The sequence below is a fragment of the Mycobacterium sp. genome (assembly GCF_046091765.1).
Taxonomy (GTDB): domain Bacteria; phylum Actinomycetota; class Actinomycetes; order Mycobacteriales; family Mycobacteriaceae; genus Mycobacterium.
This window is the reverse complement of record NZ_JBJTCF010000061.1, coordinates 64,168-82,884: the sequence shown is the minus strand read 5'-3', so window position 1 is coordinate 82,884 and position 18,717 is coordinate 64,168. Positions and strand designations below refer to the sequence as shown.

Annotated in this window: 21 protein-coding genes; 17 read left to right on the top strand and 4 right to left on the bottom strand. The window is 69.7% G+C overall.

Features of this window, described 5'->3' with window-relative positions:
• The 3 genes from ACKOB8_RS06885 to ACKOB8_RS06875 form a co-directional block, all read left to right on the top strand.
• The coding region (locus ACKOB8_RS06885; RefSeq protein WP_526376466.1) for an acyl-CoA dehydrogenase family protein at positions 1-1,494 on the top strand (1,494 nt) is incomplete at its 5' end.
• 7 nt (positions 1,495-1,501) lie between these two features.
• Positions 1,502-2,236 carry a PaaX family transcriptional regulator C-terminal domain-containing protein gene (locus tag ACKOB8_RS06880; RefSeq protein WP_526376465.1) on the top strand — a complete coding sequence of 245 codons (735 nt, stop codon included), beginning with the start codon at positions 1,502-1,504 and terminating at the stop codon, positions 2,234-2,236.
• Entirely contained in the window at positions 2,233-2,991 is a 759-nt protein-coding gene (locus ACKOB8_RS06875; protein ID WP_526376464.1) for a crotonase/enoyl-CoA hydratase family protein, read from the top strand. Before ACKOB8_RS06880 ends, ACKOB8_RS06875 begins: the two co-directional genes overlap by 4 nt.
• Positions 2,992-3,001: 10 nt before the next feature.
• Here the strand turns inward: ACKOB8_RS06875 and ACKOB8_RS06870 are convergent, their stop codons facing one another.
• Entirely contained in the window at positions 3,002-3,364 is a 363-nt protein-coding gene (locus tag ACKOB8_RS06870; protein WP_526376463.1) for a DUF3060 domain-containing protein, read from the bottom strand.
• A gap of 63 nt (positions 3,365-3,427) precedes the next feature.
• Between ACKOB8_RS06870 and ACKOB8_RS06865 the strand changes: the two genes are divergently transcribed.
• The 8 genes from ACKOB8_RS06865 (at position 3,428) to ACKOB8_RS06830 (ending at position 10,774) form a co-directional block, all read left to right on the top strand.
• Positions 3,428-4,048 (top strand): TetR/AcrR family transcriptional regulator, encoded by a 621-nt coding sequence (locus ACKOB8_RS06865; protein WP_526376462.1) that lies wholly within the window; start codon positions 3,428-3,430, stop codon positions 4,046-4,048.
• Positions 4,049-4,324: 276 nt separating this feature from the next.
• Positions 4,325-4,699 (top strand): 30S ribosomal protein S12, encoded by a 375-nt coding sequence (gene rpsL / locus ACKOB8_RS06860; protein WP_526248891.1) that lies wholly within the window; start codon positions 4,325-4,327, stop codon positions 4,697-4,699.
• Positions 4,699-5,169: a 30S ribosomal protein S7 gene (rpsG, locus tag ACKOB8_RS06855; protein ID WP_526376461.1), complete on the top strand. Its 471-nt coding sequence runs from the start codon at positions 4,699-4,701 to the stop codon at positions 5,167-5,169. The genes rpsL and rpsG overlap by 1 nt, the downstream gene beginning before the upstream one ends.
• Positions 5,170-5,240: 71 nt before the next feature.
• Entirely contained in the window at positions 5,241-7,343 is a 2,103-nt protein-coding gene (gene fusA, locus ACKOB8_RS06850; protein WP_526376460.1) for an elongation factor G, read from the top strand.
• Positions 7,344-7,432: 89 nt separating this feature from the next.
• Positions 7,433-8,623: an elongation factor Tu gene (gene tuf, locus ACKOB8_RS06845; RefSeq protein WP_526376459.1), complete on the top strand. Its 1,191-nt coding sequence runs from the start codon at positions 7,433-7,435 to the stop codon at positions 8,621-8,623.
• A 116-nt stretch (positions 8,624-8,739) separates the two neighbouring features.
• Positions 8,740-9,159 (top strand): hypothetical protein, encoded by a 420-nt coding sequence (locus ACKOB8_RS06840; protein ID WP_526376458.1) that lies wholly within the window; start codon positions 8,740-8,742, stop codon positions 9,157-9,159.
• Positions 9,160-9,178: 19 nt separating this feature from the next.
• Positions 9,179-9,862 (top strand): SHOCT domain-containing protein, encoded by a 684-nt coding sequence (locus ACKOB8_RS06835; RefSeq protein ID WP_526376457.1) that lies wholly within the window; start codon positions 9,179-9,181, stop codon positions 9,860-9,862.
• Positions 9,863-9,925: 63 nt separating this feature from the next.
• Positions 9,926-10,774, top strand: a complete 849-nt coding sequence (locus ACKOB8_RS06830) for a mycofactocin-coupled SDR family oxidoreductase (RefSeq protein WP_526376456.1) — start codon at positions 9,926-9,928, stop codon at positions 10,772-10,774.
• A 6-nt stretch (positions 10,775-10,780) separates the two neighbouring features.
• Here the strand turns inward: ACKOB8_RS06830 and ACKOB8_RS06825 are convergent, their stop codons facing one another.
• From ACKOB8_RS06825 to mftR, 3 genes are all read right to left on the bottom strand, one after another.
• Complete coding sequence (locus ACKOB8_RS06825; RefSeq protein ID WP_526376455.1) at positions 10,781-11,662, bottom strand: universal stress protein; 882 nt, start codon at positions 11,660-11,662, stop codon at positions 10,781-10,783.
• Positions 11,659-13,059 (bottom strand): amino acid permease, encoded by a 1,401-nt coding sequence (locus tag ACKOB8_RS06820; protein ID WP_526376454.1) that lies wholly within the window; start codon positions 13,057-13,059, stop codon positions 11,659-11,661. The genes ACKOB8_RS06825 and ACKOB8_RS06820 overlap by 4 nt, the downstream gene beginning before the upstream one ends.
• 100 nt (positions 13,060-13,159) lie before the next feature.
• The gene (gene mftR, locus ACKOB8_RS06815) at positions 13,160-13,753 is read right to left on the bottom strand and encodes a mycofactocin system transcriptional regulator MftR (protein ID WP_526376453.1); all 594 of its coding nucleotides are present in this window, start codon (positions 13,751-13,753) and stop codon (positions 13,160-13,162) included.
• Between the two features lie 87 nt (positions 13,754-13,840).
• Here mftR and mftA point away from each other — a divergent pair, with 87 nt between their 5' ends.
• The 6 genes from mftA to mftF are packed head-to-tail and all read left to right on the top strand — an operon-like array spanning position 13,841 to position 18,712.
• On the top strand, positions 13,841-13,957 hold the full coding sequence (gene mftA / locus ACKOB8_RS06810; RefSeq protein WP_526376452.1) for a mycofactocin precursor MftA: 117 nt from the start codon (positions 13,841-13,843) through the stop codon (positions 13,955-13,957).
• Positions 13,957-14,250 carry a mycofactocin biosynthesis chaperone MftB gene (gene mftB / locus ACKOB8_RS06805; protein ID WP_526376451.1) on the top strand — a complete coding sequence of 98 codons (294 nt, stop codon included), beginning with the start codon at positions 13,957-13,959 and terminating at the stop codon, positions 14,248-14,250. The genes mftA and mftB overlap by 1 nt, the downstream gene beginning before the upstream one ends.
• Entirely contained in the window at positions 14,241-15,398 is a 1,158-nt protein-coding gene (mftC, locus tag ACKOB8_RS06800; RefSeq protein ID WP_526376450.1) for a mycofactocin radical SAM maturase, read from the top strand. The genes mftB and mftC overlap by 10 nt, the downstream gene beginning before the upstream one ends.
• A complete protein-coding gene (gene mftD, locus ACKOB8_RS06795; protein WP_526376449.1) occupies positions 15,388-16,575 on the top strand; it encodes a pre-mycofactocin synthase MftD in 1,188 nt (395 codons plus the stop codon). The genes mftC and mftD overlap by 11 nt, the downstream gene beginning before the upstream one ends.
• Positions 16,572-17,291, top strand: coding sequence for a mycofactocin biosynthesis peptidyl-dipeptidase MftE (gene mftE / locus ACKOB8_RS06790; protein ID WP_526376473.1), 720 nt, complete (start codon positions 16,572-16,574; stop codon positions 17,289-17,291). Before mftD ends, mftE begins: the two co-directional genes overlap by 4 nt.
• The gene (gene mftF / locus ACKOB8_RS06785) at positions 17,288-18,712 is read left to right on the top strand and encodes a mycofactocin biosynthesis glycosyltransferase MftF (protein WP_526376448.1); all 1,425 of its coding nucleotides are present in this window, start codon (positions 17,288-17,290) and stop codon (positions 18,710-18,712) included. Before mftE ends, mftF begins: the two co-directional genes overlap by 4 nt.
• Positions 18,713-18,717 lie beyond the last annotated feature (5 nt).

The following is an 18,717-nucleotide window of genomic DNA, read 5'->3' as shown; positions in this document are numbered from 1 at the left end:
GCGATCGCCGGCGGCGACACCGCCCAGCGCTGGGGGGAACTCGCCGACCGCAACCGCCCGGTGCTGCACACCCACGACCGCTACGGCCACCGCATCGACGAGATCGAGTATGACCCGGCCTACCACGAGTTGATGGGGACCGCGATCGCGCACGGTCTGCACGCCGCCCCGTGGGCCGACGGTCGCCCCGGCGCGCATGTCGTGCGGGCGGCCAAGATGAGCGTGTGGACGCCCGAACCCGGCCACGTCTGCCCGATCTCGATGACCTACGCCGTGGTCCCGGCGCTGCGCCACAACCCGGACCTGGCCGCGCGGTACGAGCCGCTGCTGACCAGCCGGGAATACGACCCCGCGCTGACGGTCCCGACCGCCAAGGCGGGCATCACCGCCGGCATGTCGATGACCGAGAAGCAGGGCGGCTCCGACGTCCGCGCCAACACCACCCGGGCGGTTCCCGAGACTGATGGGACCTACCGGATCACTGGCCACAAGTGGTTCACCTCCGCGGCGATGTGCGATGTGTTCCTGGTGCTGGCGCAGGCACCGGGAGGCCTGAGTTGCTTTCTGCTGCCGCGCGTCCTGCCCGATGGCACCCGCAACCGGATGTTGCTGCAGCGGCTGAAGAACAAGCTCGGCAACCACGCCAACGCCTCCAGCGAGGTCGAGTACGACGGTGCGGTTGCCTGGCTGGTCGGGGAGGAGGGCCGCGGTGTGCCGACCATCATCGAGATGGTCAACCTGACCCGGCTGGACTGCACGCTGGGCAGCGCGACCAGCATGCGCCAGGGTCTGACCCGCGCCATCCATCACGCCCAGCACCGCAGGGCGTTCGGCGCCGATCTCATCGACCAGCCGCTGATGCGCAACGTGCTCGCCGACCTCGCCGTGGAAGCCGAGGCCGCCACCATGCTGGCGATGCGGATGGCCGGGGCCACCGACGCGGTCACCCGCCACGACGAGCGCGAGGCGCTGTTGCGCCGCATCGGCCTGGCCGCGGCCAAGTACTGGGTGTGCAAGCGGGCCACCCCGCACGCCGCCGAGGCGATGGAATGCCTGGGCGGCAACGGCTATGCCGAGGACTCCGGCATGCCGCGGCTGTACCGAGAGGCGCCGCTGATGGGGATCTGGGAGGGCTCCGGCAATGTCAGCGCCCTGGACACGCTGCGCGCCATGGCCACCCGGCCCGACTGCGCCGAGGTGCTGTTCGACGAACTGGGCGCGACCGCCGGGCAGGACGCACGGCTGGACGGCCACGTCGAGCGGATGCGATTCGCCCTCAAGGACCCTGCCACCCTCGAGTACCGGGCCCGCAGGGTCGCCGAGGACATCAGCCTGGCCCTGCAGGGTTCGCTGCTGGTGCGCTTCGGCCATCCGGCGGTCACCGAGGCTTTCCTGGCCACCCGGACGGCCGGTGACTGGGGTGGCGCGTTCGGCACCCTGCCGGCCGGGCTGGATCTGGCGCCGATCCTCGAGCGCGCGCTGGTGAAGGGGTGACGACCGGTTGACCGCGCGCTCGGTGGTGTTGTCGGTGCTGCTCGGCGCGCACCCGGCGTGGGCCACCACCGCCGACCTGCTGGCGCTGACCGACGGCTTCCAGATCAGGGAGCCGACCCTGCGCGTCGCGCTGACCCGGATGGTCGCCGCCGGTGATCTGGTCCGCTCGGCGGACGGCTACCGGCTCTCCGACCGGCTGCTGGCGCGCCAGCGCCGCCAGGATGAAGCACTCGACCCTCGCACCCGGGCGTGGGACGGAAGCTGGATCACCCTGGTGGTCACCACCGCGGGAGTCGCCGCCCCGGCCCGCGCAGCATTCCGAAAGACCCTGCAGGACATCCGTTTTGCCGAACTGCGCGACGGTGTGTGGCTGCGGCCGGACAACCTGTGTGTGGAACTGCCCGCCGGCGTCCGGCAGCGGGTGCGGGTGCTTCGGTCATTCGACGAGAGTCCGGCCGAACTCGCCGGGCGGCTGTGGGATCTCGCCGCGTGGTCGGCGACCGGCCATCGGCTGCTGCGCGAGATGTCGGCCGCGGCGGCGGTTCCCGCCCGCTTCGCCGTCGCCGCCGCAATGGTCCGCCACCTGCTCACCGACCCGGTGCTGCCCGCCGATCTGCTGAGCGCCGACTGGCCGGGTGCGCGGATCCGCGCGGCCTACCGGGAGTTCGCGGCGGAGATGACGGCCCGGCGCGACCGCGCCCGGCCGGGCGGGCGGCTCGAGGTCGAAGGAGTGCGGCGATGAGCGTTCGGGTCGACAAACAGGGACCGGTCACCACGGTCGTCCTCGACCGCCCGCACGCGCGCAACGCCGTCGACGGCCCCACCGCGCTGGCGCTGTTCGGTGCGTTCGAAGCGTTCGAGCGCGACGACTCGGCGTCGGTCGCGGTGCTCTGCGGCGCCGGCGGAACGTTTTGCGCCGGTGCCGATCTCAAGGCGATCGGCACCGCCGATGCCAATCCCACCCATACCAGCGGGCCCGGGCCGATGGGACCGACCCGCATGGAGCTGTCCAAGCCGGTCATCGCCGCGGTCAGCGGCTACGCCGTCGCGGGCGGTCTGGAACTGGCGCTGTGGTGCGACCTGCGCGTGGTCGAGGAGGACGCGGTGTTCGGGGTGTTCTGCCGCCGCTGGGGGGTGCCGCTGATCGACGGCGGCACGGTGCGCCTGCCCCGGCTGATCGGTCACAGCCGGGCGATGGACATGATCCTCACCGGCCGGCCGGTGGACGCCGACGAGGCGCTGGCGATCGGTCTGGCCAACCGGGTGGTGCCGCGCGGGCAGGCGCGGCGTGCCGCCGGGGAACTGGCGGCCGAACTGGCCGCACGTCCACAGCAATGTTTGCGCGCCGACCGGCTCTCGGCGCTGCGGCAGTGGGGACTGTCCGAGCGCGACGCCATGGCCTCGGAGTTCGCCAGCCTGTCGAGGGTCTCCGCCGAGGCCGTCGCCGGGGCCAGGCGGTTCGCCGACGGTGCCGGCCGCCACGGCGCGCCGTCCTGAGCGAGCCCGATCAGCCGCGGCTGATGCGGTTGCCCGCCCCGGAGTCACTCACCGCGGGTTCGCCCGCCGCGTAGGTGATGGTGTTGTTGAGCCCGGCCACGGCCAGCTCGCCGTCGATCTGCTCGATGGTGATCCGGTTGTCGGCACCGCCGACACGGATCGACTCGCAGCGTCCCGAGATGCTCAACCTGTTGTTGGAGCCCGCCACGTTCACCGACCTGCCGTCGGCGCAGTCGATCGTCGCGGTCGTCCCGAACGACCCGTAGTCGACGGTCCCGGCCGCCGGCCCGCGACCGGCGGGTCCGTCCTCGGAGCCGCAACCGGCCAGCAGCGCGACCGCCCCCACGGCGGTGATCGCGGTCAGCCATCGCATCGCGGCCGAGCCTAACCGTGCCAGCGCGTGCCGGGCCGCGGACCGGCACTAGAGTTGCCGACTGTGACCTCCCGGGCCCATTCGCCCAAGCTCAGCCGCGATCTCATCGTCAACGCGGCGCTGGCCTTCCTCGACCGCGAGGGGTGGGACGCCCTGACGGTCAACGCCCTGGCGACCCAGCTGGGCACCAAGGGCCCCTCGCTGTACAACCACCTGGAGAGCCTGGACGACCTGCGCCGCGCGGTGCGGATGAGGGTCATCGACGACATCCTGACGATGCTCAGCACCGTCGGCACCGGTCGCACCCGCGACGACGCGGTGATGGCGATGGCCAGCGCCTACCGCAGTTACGCCCACCACCACCCGGGCCGCTACTCGGCGTTCACCCGGACCCCGCTGGGCGGCGACGACCCGGAGTTCACCGCCGCCTCGCATGCCGCCGCCGCGCCGGTGATCGCGGTTCTGGCCTCCTACGGTCTGGACGGCCAGGACGCCTTCTACGCCGCGCTGGAGTTCTGGGCCGCCCTGCACGGCTTCGTGTTGCTGGAAATGACCGGGGTGATGCAGGCCGGCGCCGATCCCGGCGGAGCCGGCGGGGTGGACACCGACGCGGTGTTCTCCGACATGGTTTTGCGGCTGGCCGCCGGCATGGCCCGCCGCAACGACCCTCTGGGCACCCCCTGACCTGCGCTTAGGGCACCTTCAGCCGGTTTTGGAGGCAGGTAGCCAGCCTGGTATCGTGGGGAGCGGCCGTCAGGGTGTGCACGCGGCGAAAGCCGTGACAGGCGCGCACTCCGGGCCAATTTGCATGTCTGTGAGCAGCGCGGAATCTCTGCGGTTTCACGGTGCGCACGGCATGCGACACACCCGGTTGCGGGGTACGTGACCGGACCAAAACTGCAGTACACGACCACCCGCACGGCAAGAACGCAGCACGGAGACGAAAGAGACAACCGGTAGATGCCCACCATCCAGCAGCTGGTCCGCAAGGGTCGCCACGACAAGACCGCCAAGGTGAAGACCGCGGCGCTCAAAGGCAGCCCGCAGCGCCGCGGCGTGTGCACGCGCGTCTACACCACGACTCCCAAGAAGCCCAACTCGGCGCTTCGCAAGGTCGCGCGCGTCAAGCTGACCAGCCAGGTTGAGGTCACCGCGTACATCCCCGGGGAGGGCCACAACCTCCAGGAGCACTCCATGGTGCTGGTGCGCGGCGGCCGGGTGAAGGACCTCCCGGGCGTGCGCTACAAGATCATCCGCGGCTCGCTGGACACCCAGGGCGTCAAGAACCGCAAGCAGGCTCGCAGCCGCTACGGCGCCAAGAAGGAGAAGAGCTGATGCCGCGCAAGGGACCCGCGCCCAAGCGCCCGTTGGTCAACGACCCCGTCTACGGGTCGCAGCTGGTCACCCAGCTGGTCAACAAGATTCTTCTCAAGGGCAAGAAGTCGGTGGCCGAGCGCATCGTCTACGGCGCGCTCGAGCAGGCGCGCGACAAGGCCGGCACCGATCCGGTGATCACCCTCAAGCGGGCGCTGGACAACGTCAAGCCGACCCTCGAGGTGCGCAGCCGCCGCGTCGGCGGCGCCACCTACCAGGTGCCCGTCGAGGTGCGTCCGGACCGCTCCACCACGCTCGCCCTGCGCTGGCTGGTCAGCTACTCGCGGCAGCGTCGGGAGAAGACGATGGTCGAGCGGCTGGCCAATGAGATCCTCGACGCCAGCAACGGCCTGGGCGCCTCGGTGAAGCGGCGCGAGGACACCCACAAGATGGCCGAGGCGAACCGGGCTTTCGCGCACTACCGCTGGTGACAACCTGGGCGAGCCAGCCCGACGAACGACTGCTATCGAACGACTGATATCGAAAGAGTGGGAAGACTGCTGTGGCACAGGACGTGCTGACCGACCTGAACAAGGTCCGCAACATCGGCATCATGGCGCACATCGATGCCGGTAAGACGACGACGACCGAGCGCATCCTCTACTACACCGGGATCAGCTACAAGATCGGTGAGGTGCACGACGGTGCGGCCACCATGGACTGGATGGAGCAGGAGCAGGAGCGCGGGATCACCATCACCTCGGCGGCCACCACGTGCTTCTGGAACGACAACCAGATCAACATCATCGACACCCCCGGCCACGTCGACTTCACCGTCGAGGTGGAACGTTCGCTGCGCGTACTCGACGGCGCGGTAGCGGTCTTCGACGGCAAGGAGGGCGTGGAGCCGCAGTCCGAGCAGGTGTGGCGCCAGGCCGACAAGTACGACGTCCCGCGCATCTGCTTCGTCAACAAGATGGACAAGGTCGGAGCCGACTTCTACTTCTCGGTGAAGACCATGGAGGACCGCCTGGGCGCCAACGCGATCCCGATTCAGCTGCCGATCGGCTCCGAGGGCGACTTCGAGGGCGTCGTCGACCTGGTCGAGATGAAGGCCAAGGTGTGGCGCGGGGAGACCAAGCTGGGGGAGAAGTACGAAGTCATCGACATCCCCGCCGACATGGCCGAGAAGGCCGACGAGTACCGCACCAAGCTGCTCGAGGCGGTCGCCGAGACCGATGAGGCGCTGCTGGAGAAGTACTTCGGCGGCGAGGAACTCACCGTCGAGGAGATCAAGGGCGCGCTGCGCAAGCTGACCATCACCTCGCAGGCCTACCCCGTGCTGTGCGGCAGTGCGTTCAAGAACAAGGGCGTGCAGCCCATGCTCGACGCGGTCATCGACTACCTGCCCTCCCCGCTGGACGTGCCGCCGGCCGTCGGCCACCGGCCCGGCCGCGAGGACGAAGAGGTCATCCGCAAGCCCTCGGTGGACGAGCCGTTCTCCGCGCTGGCGTTCAAGGTGGCGACCCACCCGTTCTTCGGCAAGCTCACCTACGTCCGGGTGTACTCCGGCAAGGTTGACTCCGGCACGCAGGTCATCAACGCCACCAAGGGCAAGAAGGAGCGGCTGGGCAAGCTGTTCCAGATGCACTCCAACAAGGAGAACCCGGTCGACAAGGCCAGCGCCGGCCACATCTACGCCGTCATCGGCCTGAAGGACACCACCACCGGGGACACCCTGTGCGACCCCAACGACCAGGTGGTCCTGGAGTCGATGACCTTCCCCGACCCGGTCATCGAGGTGGCCATCGAGCCCAAGACCAAGAGCGACCAGGAGAAGCTGAGCCTGTCGATCCAGAAGCTCGCCGAAGAGGACCCCACCTTCAAGGTGCACCTCGACCAGGAGACCGGCCAGACCGTGATCGGCGGCATGGGCGAGCTGCACCTGGACATCCTGGTCGACCGGATGCGCCGGGAGTTCAAGGTCGAGGCCAACGTCGGCAAGCCGCAGGTCGCCTACAAGGAGACCATCCGCAAGAAGGTCGACAGCGTCGAGTTCACCCACAAGAAGCAGACCGGCGGTTCGGGCCAGTTCGCGAAGGTCCTGATCAGCATCGAGCCGTTCACCGGCGAGGATGGCGCGACCTACGAGTTCGTCAACAAGGTCACCGGCGGGCGCATCCCCAAGGAGTACATCCCCTCGGTCGACGCCGGCGCCCAGGACGCCATGCAGTACGGCGTGCTGGCGGGCTACCCGTTGGTCAACCTGAAAGTCACCCTGCTCGACGGCGCCTTCCACGAGGTCGACTCCTCGGAGATGGCGTTCAAGATCGCGGGTTCCCAGGTGCTCAAGAAGGCCGCGGGCGCAGCCCAGCCGGTCATTCTGGAGCCCATCATGGCTGTCGAGGTCACCACGCCCGAGGACTACATGGGCGACGTGATCGGCGACCTGAACTCCCGCCGTGGTCAGATCCAGGCCATGGAGGAGCGGGGCGGTTCCCGCGTCGTCAAGGCGCTGGTGCCGCTCTCGGAGATGTTCGGCTATGTCGGCGACCTTCGGTCGAAGACCCAGGGCCGGGCAAACTACTCCATGGTGTTCGACTCCTACGCCGAGGTTCCGGCGAACGTGTCGAAGGAAATCATCGCCAAGGCGACCGGTCAGTGAACGAACGGCCCAGCCTTGCCCGACCACACAACTGAATAACAACCATCTGCTTTAACCAAAGCACCAACAAGTCCAGGAGGACAGTAGAAGTGGCGAAGGCGAAGTTCGAGCGGACGAAGCCGCACGTCAACATCGGGACCATCGGTCACGTTGACCACGGCAAGACCACGCTGACCGCGGCGATCACCAAGGTTCTGCACGACAAGTTCCCGAATCTGAACGAGTCGCGTGCATTCGACCAGATCGACAATGCGCCCGAGGAGCGTCAGCGCGGCATCACCATCAATATCTCCCACGTGGAGTACCAGACCGAGAAGCGGCACTACGCGCACGTCGACGCTCCGGGCCACGCCGACTACATCAAGAACATGATCACCGGCGCGGCGCAGATGGATGGCGCGATCCTGGTGGTCGCGGCAACCGACGGCCCGATGCCGCAGACGCGCGAGCACGTGCTGCTGGCCCGCCAGGTGGGCGTGCCCTACATCCTGGTGGCGCTGAACAAGGCCGACATGGTCGACGACGAGGAGCTGCTCGAGCTCGTCGAGATGGAGGTCCGCGAGCTGCTGGCGGCTCAGGAGTTCGACGAGGAGGCCCCGGTGATCCGGGTGTCGGCGCTGAAGGCCCTCGAAGGCGACGAGAAGTGGGTCAAGAGTGTCGAGGACCTCATGGACGCCGTCGACGAGTCGATTCCGGACCCTGTCCGCGACACCGAGAAGCCGTTCCTGATGCCCGTTGAGGACGTGTTCACCATCACCGGTCGCGGCACCGTGGTGACCGGCCGGGTGGAGCGCGGCATCGTCAACGTCAACGAGGAGGTCGAGATCGTCGGCATCCGCCCGGAGACCACCAAGACCACGGTCACCGGTGTGGAGATGTTCCGCAAGCTGCTCGACCAGGGTCAGGCCGGCGACAACGTCGGGCTGCTGCTGCGCGGTGTCAAGCGCGAGGATGTCGAGCGCGGTCAGGTGATCGTCAAGCCCGGCACCACCACCCCGCACACCGAGTTCGAAGGTCAGGTCTACATCCTGAGCAAGGACGAGGGCGGCCGACACACGCCGGTCTTCAACAACTACCGTCCGCAATTCTACTTCCGCACCACCGACGTGACCGGCGTGGTCACTCTGCCGGAGGGCACGGAAATGGTCATGCCCGGCGACAACACCGACATCTCGGTGAAGCTGATCCAGCCGGTGGCCATGGACGAAGGTCTGCGTTTCGCGATTCGTGAGGGCGGTCGCACCGTCGGCGCGGGTCGGGTGACGAAGATCGTCAAGTAGGCCGGAAGCTGAGAGTCCGCGAAGCGGCGCCCGTGAAACGGGCGCCGCTTTCGTGTGCCGCAGTAGGCTCGCGATAGGGTCTGGCTGTCAGGGCTGAAAGGAGGGGTGCGGACCGGATGGATGTTCTTGCCACGTCGACCGTCAAGGCTCTTGCCGCGGCGGCCGTCGTCCTCAGCCCGGCGGTGGTCGGCGCGCTCCTGCTGGCCTCCAGCGGCGACTCGCCGGAACCCACCGTCGCCCTCGTTCCCCGGACTCCGCACCTCCCCGAGCACTGGCCGCTGCCGTCGGGTCTGCCCGCCGCCACCGTGCCCGATCTGGCCGGGGACCTGACCGGTCTGACCGCGGCTTTCGCCGCGGCGGCCGGCTTGTCGGTGCCCCAGGCGCTGCCGGGTGAACTCTCGCTGGGCTTGCCGCTGCGCCGGTCGGCCCCCGCACCGTCGAGCACGCCGGCCCCGCCGGCCGGACTGGCGAAGATGTCGGCGCCCGCGCCCGTCTTCGAGCTGAACTGGAACGGCCTGATCGGTCGCTGGTTCTGACCTCTGCTGATTTTCACGGGTGGGGACTTTCACGCGCTATCTCAAGGCCCAGGGTCTGGTCCTGCTCTTCGGAGGTGTGGTCGGCCCGGTCTTCCTGACGGTGTTCTTCGCGACCGGCCGGGATCCGTTGCTCAAGTGGATGTTCTACGCCGGTCTGGTGATCACCGCCGCCGATGTGCTGGCCGCCCTGGCGTTGACCAGTCGGGCCGAGAAGTCCGCCGCCCGGGACCGCTATCTCGAGCAGCACGGGGTGCTGGCGCTGGGCCGGGTCACCGGCATCACCGAGACCGGTGTGCGGATCAACGACCAGCCGTTGGTGAAGGTGGCGTTTCGGATCACCGGGCCGGGATTGGCGGCCTTCGACGCCGAGGAGCGGGTCATCGCCTCGGTCACCCGCCTGCCGATCATCACCGGCGGGCAGATGGTCGTGCTGGTCGATCCCGCGACCGGGCAGTACCGGATCGACTGGCAGCGAAGCGCGTTGGTCTCCGGAATGCTGCCTGCGCAGTTCAGCATCGCCGAGGACAACGCGACCTACGACCTCAGCGGCCAGGCTGGTCCGCTGATGGAGATCCTGCGGATCCTGCGGGAGCACGGCATACCCCTTGACGGCGAGATCGACGTGCGCGCCGACCCCGCCGTGCGCCGGCAGGTCAGCGACATCGTTCGCCGGGCGGTCCGGGGGACGCCGCCTGATTCCTGAGCGGGCGACAGGCGGCCGGGGCCTCGTTGCTAGCCTGACGTGGGCTTCGGGAAAGGACCGCTGATGGCGCAGAGCGCCCTGGAGGGACGAGTCGCCTTCGTCACGGGCGCCGCGCGCGGCCAGGGCCGCGCCTACGCGGTACGACTCGCCCGCGAGGGAGCGGACGTCGTCCTCTGCGACATCTGCGCACCGGTCTCCGACACCATCCCCTACGTCGGTGCCACCCCGGAGGACCTCGCCGAGACCGTACGACTGGTGGAAGCCGAGGGTCGCAAGGTGTTGGCCCGCCAGGTCGATATCCGCGACGACGCGGCGGTGCATGAACTGGTCGCCGACGGCAGCGAGCAGTTCGGCCGGCTCGACATCGTCGTCGCCAACGCCGGGGTGCTCAGCTGGGGCCGGGTGTGGGAACTGTCCGACGAACAGTGGAACACCGTCATCGACGTGAACCTGACCGGTACCTGGCGTACCCTTCGCGCGGCCATCCCGCCGATGATCGCGGCCGGCAACGGAGGCTCGATCATCGTGGTCAGTTCGGCGGCCGGGGTGAAGGCAACCCCGGGTAACGGGCACTACGCGGCGGCCAAGCACGGGCTGACCGCGCTGACGAACACCCTTGCGTTGGAGTTGGGCGAGTACGGCATCCGGGTCAACTCGATCCACCCGTATTCGATCGCGACGCCGATGATCCAAAACGATGCGATGCTGGGGATCCTCAAGGCGCATCCGAGCTTCCTGCACAGCTACGCGCCGATGCCGTATCAGCCGCCGGCCAAGGGATCGGGTGCCAAGCGCAGCGACTTCATGTCCGCGGAGGAGGCGGCCGAGGTCGTCGTGTGGCTTGCCGGCGACGGTTCCGGGGTGCTGTCGGGCTCGCAGATCCTCGTCGACCGGGGCGTGCTCAAGTACTAGGCGCCCTCAGCGGGGCAGCACCAGAACCGGGACCGGGCTGTGCCGCAGGATCTTGGAGCCATGCGAGCCAAGGAACACGCGTGCGACGTCGCCGCGCGCCGCGCTGCCCAGTGCGAGGATCTCGCCCTCCTGCCAGTCGGCGGCGTCCAGCGCCTCGTCCCAGCCGTTGCCGCTGACCACGGAAAGATCGACGTCCTGGCCGACCACACCGTCGGTGCGCAGTTCCTCCAGCGTCGCGCGGGCCTGTTCCTCCCAGGCGGCCAGGATCGAATCCTCGGCGTGCAGCCCGACCTCGGGGGGATACATCGTGCGGCCCCGCACCGCGAAGGTGAGGACGCGCAACGGAACGGCGAGCCGGGCGGCCAGTTCGGCGACGGCGCGCACCGTCTCCACCGCCTCGGGTGTGCCGGGGAAGCCGCAGCTGAGCCGGCTCACCGTCGCGCTCGGGCTGGCGCGGTAGCCGCGCGGGGCGATGGCCAACGGCACCGGAGCGGAGTGCAGCAGCCGGTCGGCGGTCGAGCCGAGCACCACCTGGCCGAGCTGTCCGTCCGCCGAGGATCCCAGCACCAGGACCTCGGCCTGCAGCTCCTCGACGATCGCGATCAGTCCGCCGGACACCGACCGGTGCGGGTGACTGCGATAGTTGACGTCCGGGGGGTCGGGCAGTGCCTGCAGGTAGCGCTGCGCCTCCTTGGCGGAATCGGCGGCGAGTTGTTCGGCCCACGCCGCGTACTCGGCGTCCACCCGCGCGGGCGCCGGCGAGATCCAGGGTTTGGGCACGATCGTCGCGACGGTCAGCGAGGTGCGCAGCGTGCGGGCGATGCTGACCGCCAGATGCAGCGGCGCGTTGCCGCTCTTGCCGGCCAGATAACCGACCACCACCGTCATGCGGGTTCCTCGATTCGGTTGAGCGCACTGTGATGGCGGGCCCAGACGAAGTAGTAGACCAGCACGACCGACACCCAGCCGGCGAACGCCACCCAGGTGTACCAGCGCAGGCTCGCCAGGATGTAGAAGCAGGCCAGGATCGCCAGGATCGGGGTGAGGGGATAGCCGGGCACCCGGAATCCGCGCGGCAGGTCGGGTTCACGGATGCGCAGCAGGATCACCCCCACCGACACCACGATGAAGGCCGTGAGCGTCCCGATCGAGACCAGGTCCGCCAGGTAGTCCAGCGGCACGAAGCCGGCCAGCAGGGCGACCACGATCGCCACGATCACCGTGTTGTTGACCGGCGTCATGGTGCGGGGGTTGACCCTGGCGAACAGTGACGGCAGCAGGCCGTCGCGGCCCATCGAGAACAGGATGCGGGTCTGGCCGTACATTGTCACCAGGGTCACCGAGAAGATCGAGATCACCGCCCCGGCGGCCAGGACCGTGCCCCAGTACCGCCCTCCGGTGACCTTGTCCAGGATCGCCGCCAACCCGGCCTCCTGGTTGTCGAACTCGGGCCAGTTCTGGGCGCCGAGCGCGGCGATGGTCACCACGACGTAGAAGGAGGTGACGACCAGCAGCGCGGCGATCAGCGCCCGGGGCATGGTGCGCTGCGGGTTCTTCACCTCGTCGCCGGCCGTGGAGACGGCGTCCAGACCGATGTAGGAGAAGAAGATCGTTCCGGCGGCGGCGCCGATGCCGGCCACCCCGTACGGCGCGAAGCTCGCGAAGCGATCGGCGCTGAACGCGGTGAACGCGATCACCGAGAACATCGCCAGGACCCCGAGCTTGATCATCACCATGATCGTGTTGACCGTCGCCGACTCGCTGGCGCCGCGGATCAGCAGCAGGGCGCACAGCATCACCAGGATGACGGCGGGCAGGTTCACCCACCCGGGCGTGGCGTCCCACGGCGCGGCCGACAGGGCCTGCGGCAGCCGGTGGCCGGTGAAGTTCTCCATGAGCTTGTTGACGTACTGGCTCCATCCGACGGCGGGGGCGGCGGTGGCGACCCCGTACTCCAGCAGCAGACAGGCGGCCACGCCCATGGCGACCACCTCGCCGAGGGTGGCGTAGGCGTAGGAGTAGGTCGAGCCGGACACCGGAACCGCCGAGGCCAGTTCGGCGTAACAGATCACCGCAAGCCCGGCCGCCAGGCCGGCGACGAGAAAGGAGATCACGACGCTGGGTCCGGCTTTGGGCACCGCCTCGGACAGCACGAAGAAGATGCCGGTGCCGACCGTCGCGCCGACGCCGAACATGGTCAGCTGGAAGGCACCGATGGTGCGCTCGAGATGGTCGCCGGCCCCGACGGCGACCGGCGCGCCGGTGACCGGCCGCCGGCGCAGCATCTGTTCGGTCAGCGACAGCGTCGTGGTCCCCGGGCAGCGGTCATGGTAGGGCGATTATGCCCGGACTGGCAGTGCACCGCAGCGGGAACGTCGGCTTGGGTCAGGGCAGGCCGTCGGCCACCGCGTCGAAGGCGTCACCGAGGGCCTGGCGCAGCGGTACCTCCGGTCGCGCCAGCCAGTACTCGTAGGCCGACAGGGCCACCCCGAGCATGAGCCAGGCGACGGTCTGGGGCACCAGGTCACTCGGCGCCGTGCCTGTGCGGCGCGCGACGAAATCCGCCACCACCGCGCGCCACCCCGCGTACATCGTCATCGAGTGGGCCTGGAGTTCCGCGGTCTGCAGGATCACCCGCATCCGCAACCGGTGCCGCGCGGTCTCGGACTCATCGAAGGTGTTGAAGTCCAGCAGGGCGGTGCGCAGCGCCGTCGCGATCGGGACGGCCGGGTCGGCCGGGTCGAGCAGGTCGGCAAAACGCCGCAGGTGCGCGTCGAAGTCTCCCCACGGAATGGCGTTCTTCGTCGGGTAGTAGCGGAACAGCGTGCGCCGGGCGATCCCGGCGGCCGCGGCAACGTCGTCGACGCTGACCTGTCCGAAACCGTAGGCGGCGAACAGGTCGAGCGCGACGTCGGTGATGTGGTCGCTCGTGGTGGACCGGCGGCGGCCCACCCTGGCGGGGGCGCGGGAACTGCTCACGTCGGCACCCTTCCGTTTCGGCACTCGATGCCATATTCTGGCGGTTCCGGGGCGGATTGTCTCGGGAAAGGGAGAGGGAGTGTGTTGATGAAGCCCACTGAGACGGACATCAGCGCTGCTGTCGAAGCCGACACTGACACCGAGCTGGTCACCGAGACGCTGGTCGAAGAGGTGTCGATCGACGGGATGTGCGGGGTCTACTGATGCCCGACCCGGCCGGGCCGGTGTTCGACCCCGCGCTGGACTGGCGGCTGCACCCCCAGGTCGCCGTCCGGCCCGAGCGGTTCGGCGCGTTGCTCTACCACTTCGGCACGCGCAAGCTGTCGTTCCTCAAGGACCGCGTCCTCGCCGGCGTCGTCGCCACCCTCGACGCACACCCCGATGCGCACGCGGCCCTGCATGCCGCCGGCGTCGGCGGGGATGCGCGGTATCTGAACGCCCTGGGCGACCTGGTGGCCTCGCAGATGCTGATACGCCGCAGCCCGGAGTGCCGGTGAGCGCCCTCATCGAGCACTTCGAGCGCGGCCTGGCCGCGCCGATCTGCTTGACCTGGGAGGTGACCTACGCGTGCAACCTCGCCTGCGTGCACTGCCTGTCGTCGTCGGGACGCCGCGATCCTCGCGAACTCAGCACCGGCCAGTGCCTGCAGATCATCGACGAGCTGCAGAAGATGGGTGTGTTCTACGTCAACATCGGTGGCGGTGAGCCGACCGTGCGGCCGGACTTCTTCGACATCGTCGACTACGCGGTCGCCCACCACGTCGGGGTCAAGTTCTCCACGAACGGGGTGCGCATCACCCCGGGTGTCGCCGAGCGGCTGGCGGGCAGCGACTACGTCGACGTCCAGGTCTCGATCGACGGAGCGACCGCTGACGTCAACGACGTCGTGCGCGGCCGGGGCTCCTTCGCGATGGCCGTGCGGGCGCTGGAGAACCTCGCGGCGGCCGGTTTCACCGACGCGAAGATCTCCGTGGTCGTGACGCGCAACAACGTCGGTCAACTCGACGACTTCCAGCGCCTCGCCGATGAGTTCGGTGCGACCCTGCGGCTGACCCGGCTGCGTCCGTCCGGGCGCGGCGTCGACGTCTGGGATGAGTTGCACCCCACCGCCGAACAGCAGCGGGAGTTGTACCGGTGGCTCGTCGCACACGGGGAGCGCGTGCTCACCGGGGATTCGTTCTTTCATCTGTCCGGTCTCGGTGCCCCCGGAGCACTGGCGGGGCTGAACATGTGCGGAGCCGGGCGGGTCGTGTGCCTGATCGATCCGGTCGGGGACGTCTACGCCTGTCCGTTCGCCATCCACGACCGCTTCCTGGCCGGAAACGTGGTGTCCGACGGTGGTTTCGAGGCCGTGTGGACGGACTCGGCGCTGTTCGCGCAGCTGCGTGAACCCCAGTCGGCCGGGGCGTGCGGCAGCTGCGGTCACTACGACAGCTGCCGGGGCGGCTGCATGGCCGCGAAGTTCTTCACCGGCCTGCCTCTCGACGGCCCGGACCCGGAGTGCGTGCAGGGCTACGGCGCCGCGGCGCTGGCCGCCGAGCGGCAGACCCCGCGGCCCCGCGACGACCACTCCCGGCCCGTCCTGCTGACCCTGGCGCGTCCCCCCGTACGTCCCTGCAGCGAAAGCCCGGTCAATGCCCCGTGATCTGTGGTTCGAGACCGTCGCCGTCGCGCAGCAGCGCGCCCGCAAGCGCCTGCCCAAGGGCGTCTACGACGCGCTGCTGGCCGGCAGCGAGAAGGGCCTGACCTACTCGGACAACGTCGAGGCGTTCACTGAACTCGGTTTCGCCCCGCACGTCATCGGCGCCACCGAGAAACGCGATCTGGCCACGACGGTGCTGGGTCAGGACGTGTCGATGCCGGTGCTGATCTCGCCCACCGGGGTGCAGGCGGTCAACCCGGACGGCGAGGTGGCGGTCGCCCGCGCGGCCGCCGCGCGCGGCACCGCCATGGGTCTGTCGTCGTTCGCGAGTAAGTCCATCGAAGAGGTCATCGCCGTCAACCCCAAGACCTTCTTCCAGATCTACTGGCTCGGCGGTCGCGACGCGATCGCCGAGCGCGCCGAACGGGCGCGGGCCGCCGGTGCGGTCGGCCTGATCGTCACCACCGACTGGAGCTTCTCGCACGGCCGAGACTGGGGCAGCCCGAAGATTCCGGAGAAGATGGACATGCTCACCGCCATCAAGATGTCCCCGCAGGGCATCGTGCGGCCACGCTGGTTCCTCGAATGGGCCCGGACCTTCAAGCCGCCCTCGCTGACGGTGCCCAACCAGGCCCGCAAGGGCGAGCCGGGTCCGCCGTTCTTCGAGGCCTACGGAGAGTGGATCGGCACCCCGCCGCCCACCTGGGAGGACATCGCCTGGCTGCGCGAGTTCTGGGGCGGGCCGTTCATGCTCAAAGGGGTGATGCGGGTCGACGACGCCCGCCGCGCGGTGGACGCCGGTGTGACGGCGATCTCGGTGTCCAATCATGGCGGCAACAACCTCGACGGGACGCCGGCGACGATCCGTGCCCTGCCGGCGATCGCCGACGCGGTGGGCGATCAGGTCGAGGTTCTCCTCGACGGCGGCATCCGGCGCGGCAGCGACGTGGTCAAGGCGCTGGCGCTGGGCGCGCGGGCGGTGATGATCGGCCGCGCCTACCTGTGGGGTCTGGCGGCCGCGGGTCAGGCCGGGGTGGAGAACGTGCTCGACATCCTCAGTGGCGGTATCGACTCCGCGCTGCGCGGGCTGGGCAAGTCCTCGGTTCACGACATCACCCGCGACGACGTCCTGGTGCCCCCCGGATTCACCCGGACGCTCGGCGCGGCCGGGTCCGGCTGACCAGAGTGATCGAGCTGGGGGAGTGCACGTCCGGCAGGCTTTCCACGGCGGCCTCGTCGGCGACAACGCTGCTGGTGCCGGTGGGGTCGACCGAGCAGCACGGCCCGCACCTGCCGCTGGACACCGACACCCGGATCGCCTCGGCGGTCGCGGCGGCGGCGGCGCGTGAGCTCGAGCTGCCGCTCGCACCGCCGATCGCCTACGGTGCCTCCGGTGAGCACCAGGGCTTCCCCGGCACGATCTCGATCGGTACCCCGACGCTGACGGCCGTCCTGCGCGAGTACGGCCGCTCGGCGTGCGAGTGGACCCCGAGAGTGGTGTTCGTCAACGGCCACGGCGGCAATGTCGACGCGCTGCGGGCGGCTGTGGTGCTGCTGCGCGAAGAGGGCCGCGACGTCGCCTGGTGCACCCCCGCGGTCTGGCGGTCCCACCGTCCCGACGCCCACGCCGGTCACATCGAAACCTCGGTGCTGCTTCACCTTTCACCCGATCTGGTCCGCACCGCCGAGCTCCGATCCGGCAACACCGCGCCGCTGGCCGAGCTGATGCCGCGGCTGCGCAGTGGCGGGGTTCGGGCGGTCAGCGAGTCCGGGGTGCTCGGGGACCCGACGGCGGCGAGTGCATCGCACGGTGCGCGTCTGTTCGCCGAGATGGTCGAGGACTGCGTCAACCGGGTGCGGCGGTGGCGCCCGCAGGACGAGGGGATGCTGTCGTGAGCGTGCCCCGGCTGCCGGATGGTTTCGCCGTGCAGATCGACCGGCGGGTCCGCGCCCTCGGCGACTCCGCGCTGCTGGGTGGTTCGCCCACCCGGTTGCTGAAGCTGTCGCCGACGGCGCGCAGCCTGATCGACGGCACCGACCAACGGGGCCGGGTCGAGGTGCGCGACGCCACCAGCGCGCAGTTGGCCCGGGTCCTGCTCGACGCGACCGTGGCCCATCCGAGGCCGCCGAGCGGTCCGGCGAACCAGGACGTGACCGTGGTGATCCCGGTGCGGGACAACGAGGTCGGGCTGCACCGACTGGTCATGTCGTTGCGCGGGACGAAGGTCGTCGTCGTTGACGACGGGTCCATCACACCCGTGCTGCCGACAGTGTTCGACGGCGCGCGCTGCGAGGTCGAGATCGTGCGCCACGAGCGCAGCCGGGGACCGGCAGCCGCCCGCAACACCGGCCTCGAGCACTGCGCCACCGACTTCGTGGCATTCCTGGATTCCGACGTGCTGCCGTGCCGAGGCTGGCTGGAGGCACTACTCGGGCACTTCTGCGACCCGGCGGTGGCCCTGGCGGCCCCCCGTATCGTCGGCCTCGGCGCGGAAGCCGGGCTGATCGCCCGCTACGAGGTGATGCACTCGGCACTGGATCTGGGGGATCGTGAGGCGCCGGTACTGCCCTACGGCAGGGTGCCCTACGTGCCCGCCGCGGCCCTCGTCTGCCGCCGCTCGGCGGTGGAGCAGGTGGCCGGCTTCGACGAGTCGCTGCTGTCCGGTGAGGATGTCGATCTGTGCTGGCGACTCGTGGACGCCGGCTTCCGGCTGCGCTACGAACCGGTCGCGCTGGTCTCCCACGAGCACCGGACCCGGCCGCGGGAGTGGTTGTCGCGCAGGGCGTTCTACGGAAGTTCGGCCGCGCCGCTGGCGATCCGCCACCCCGCGAACACCGCGCCGCTGGTGATCCCGCGCTGGAGTCTGGTGGCGTGGATCCTGCTGGCGCTGGGCGTGGCGGCGGGCTCCCTTCGGACCGGTGTGCTGGCGACGCTGGTCGGCGCGGTGGCCGGGGCGCGAACGGCGCGTGCCCTGCGCGGCACCGAGGCCGGCGCCGGGGAGTCCGCGCGACTGGCGGCGCGCAGCCTCGGAGCCGGGGCGCTGCAGCTGTCGGCGGCGGTCTGCCGGCACTACTGGCCGCTCGCCCTGATCGCCGCCGTGGTCTCACGGCGGTGCCGTCGTGCCGTGCTGGCCGCCGCACTCATCGACGGCATCGGCGACTGGGCGAACCGACGGCCCTACGGAGACGGCAAGCCGATCGGCCCGCTGGGCTACCTGGTGCTCAAGCGTCTCGATGACGGCGCCTACGGCGCGGGCCTGTGGTCCGGTGCGGCGCGGGAGCGCACGCTGCGCCCCCTGCGGCCCGAGATCGTGTGACTCGG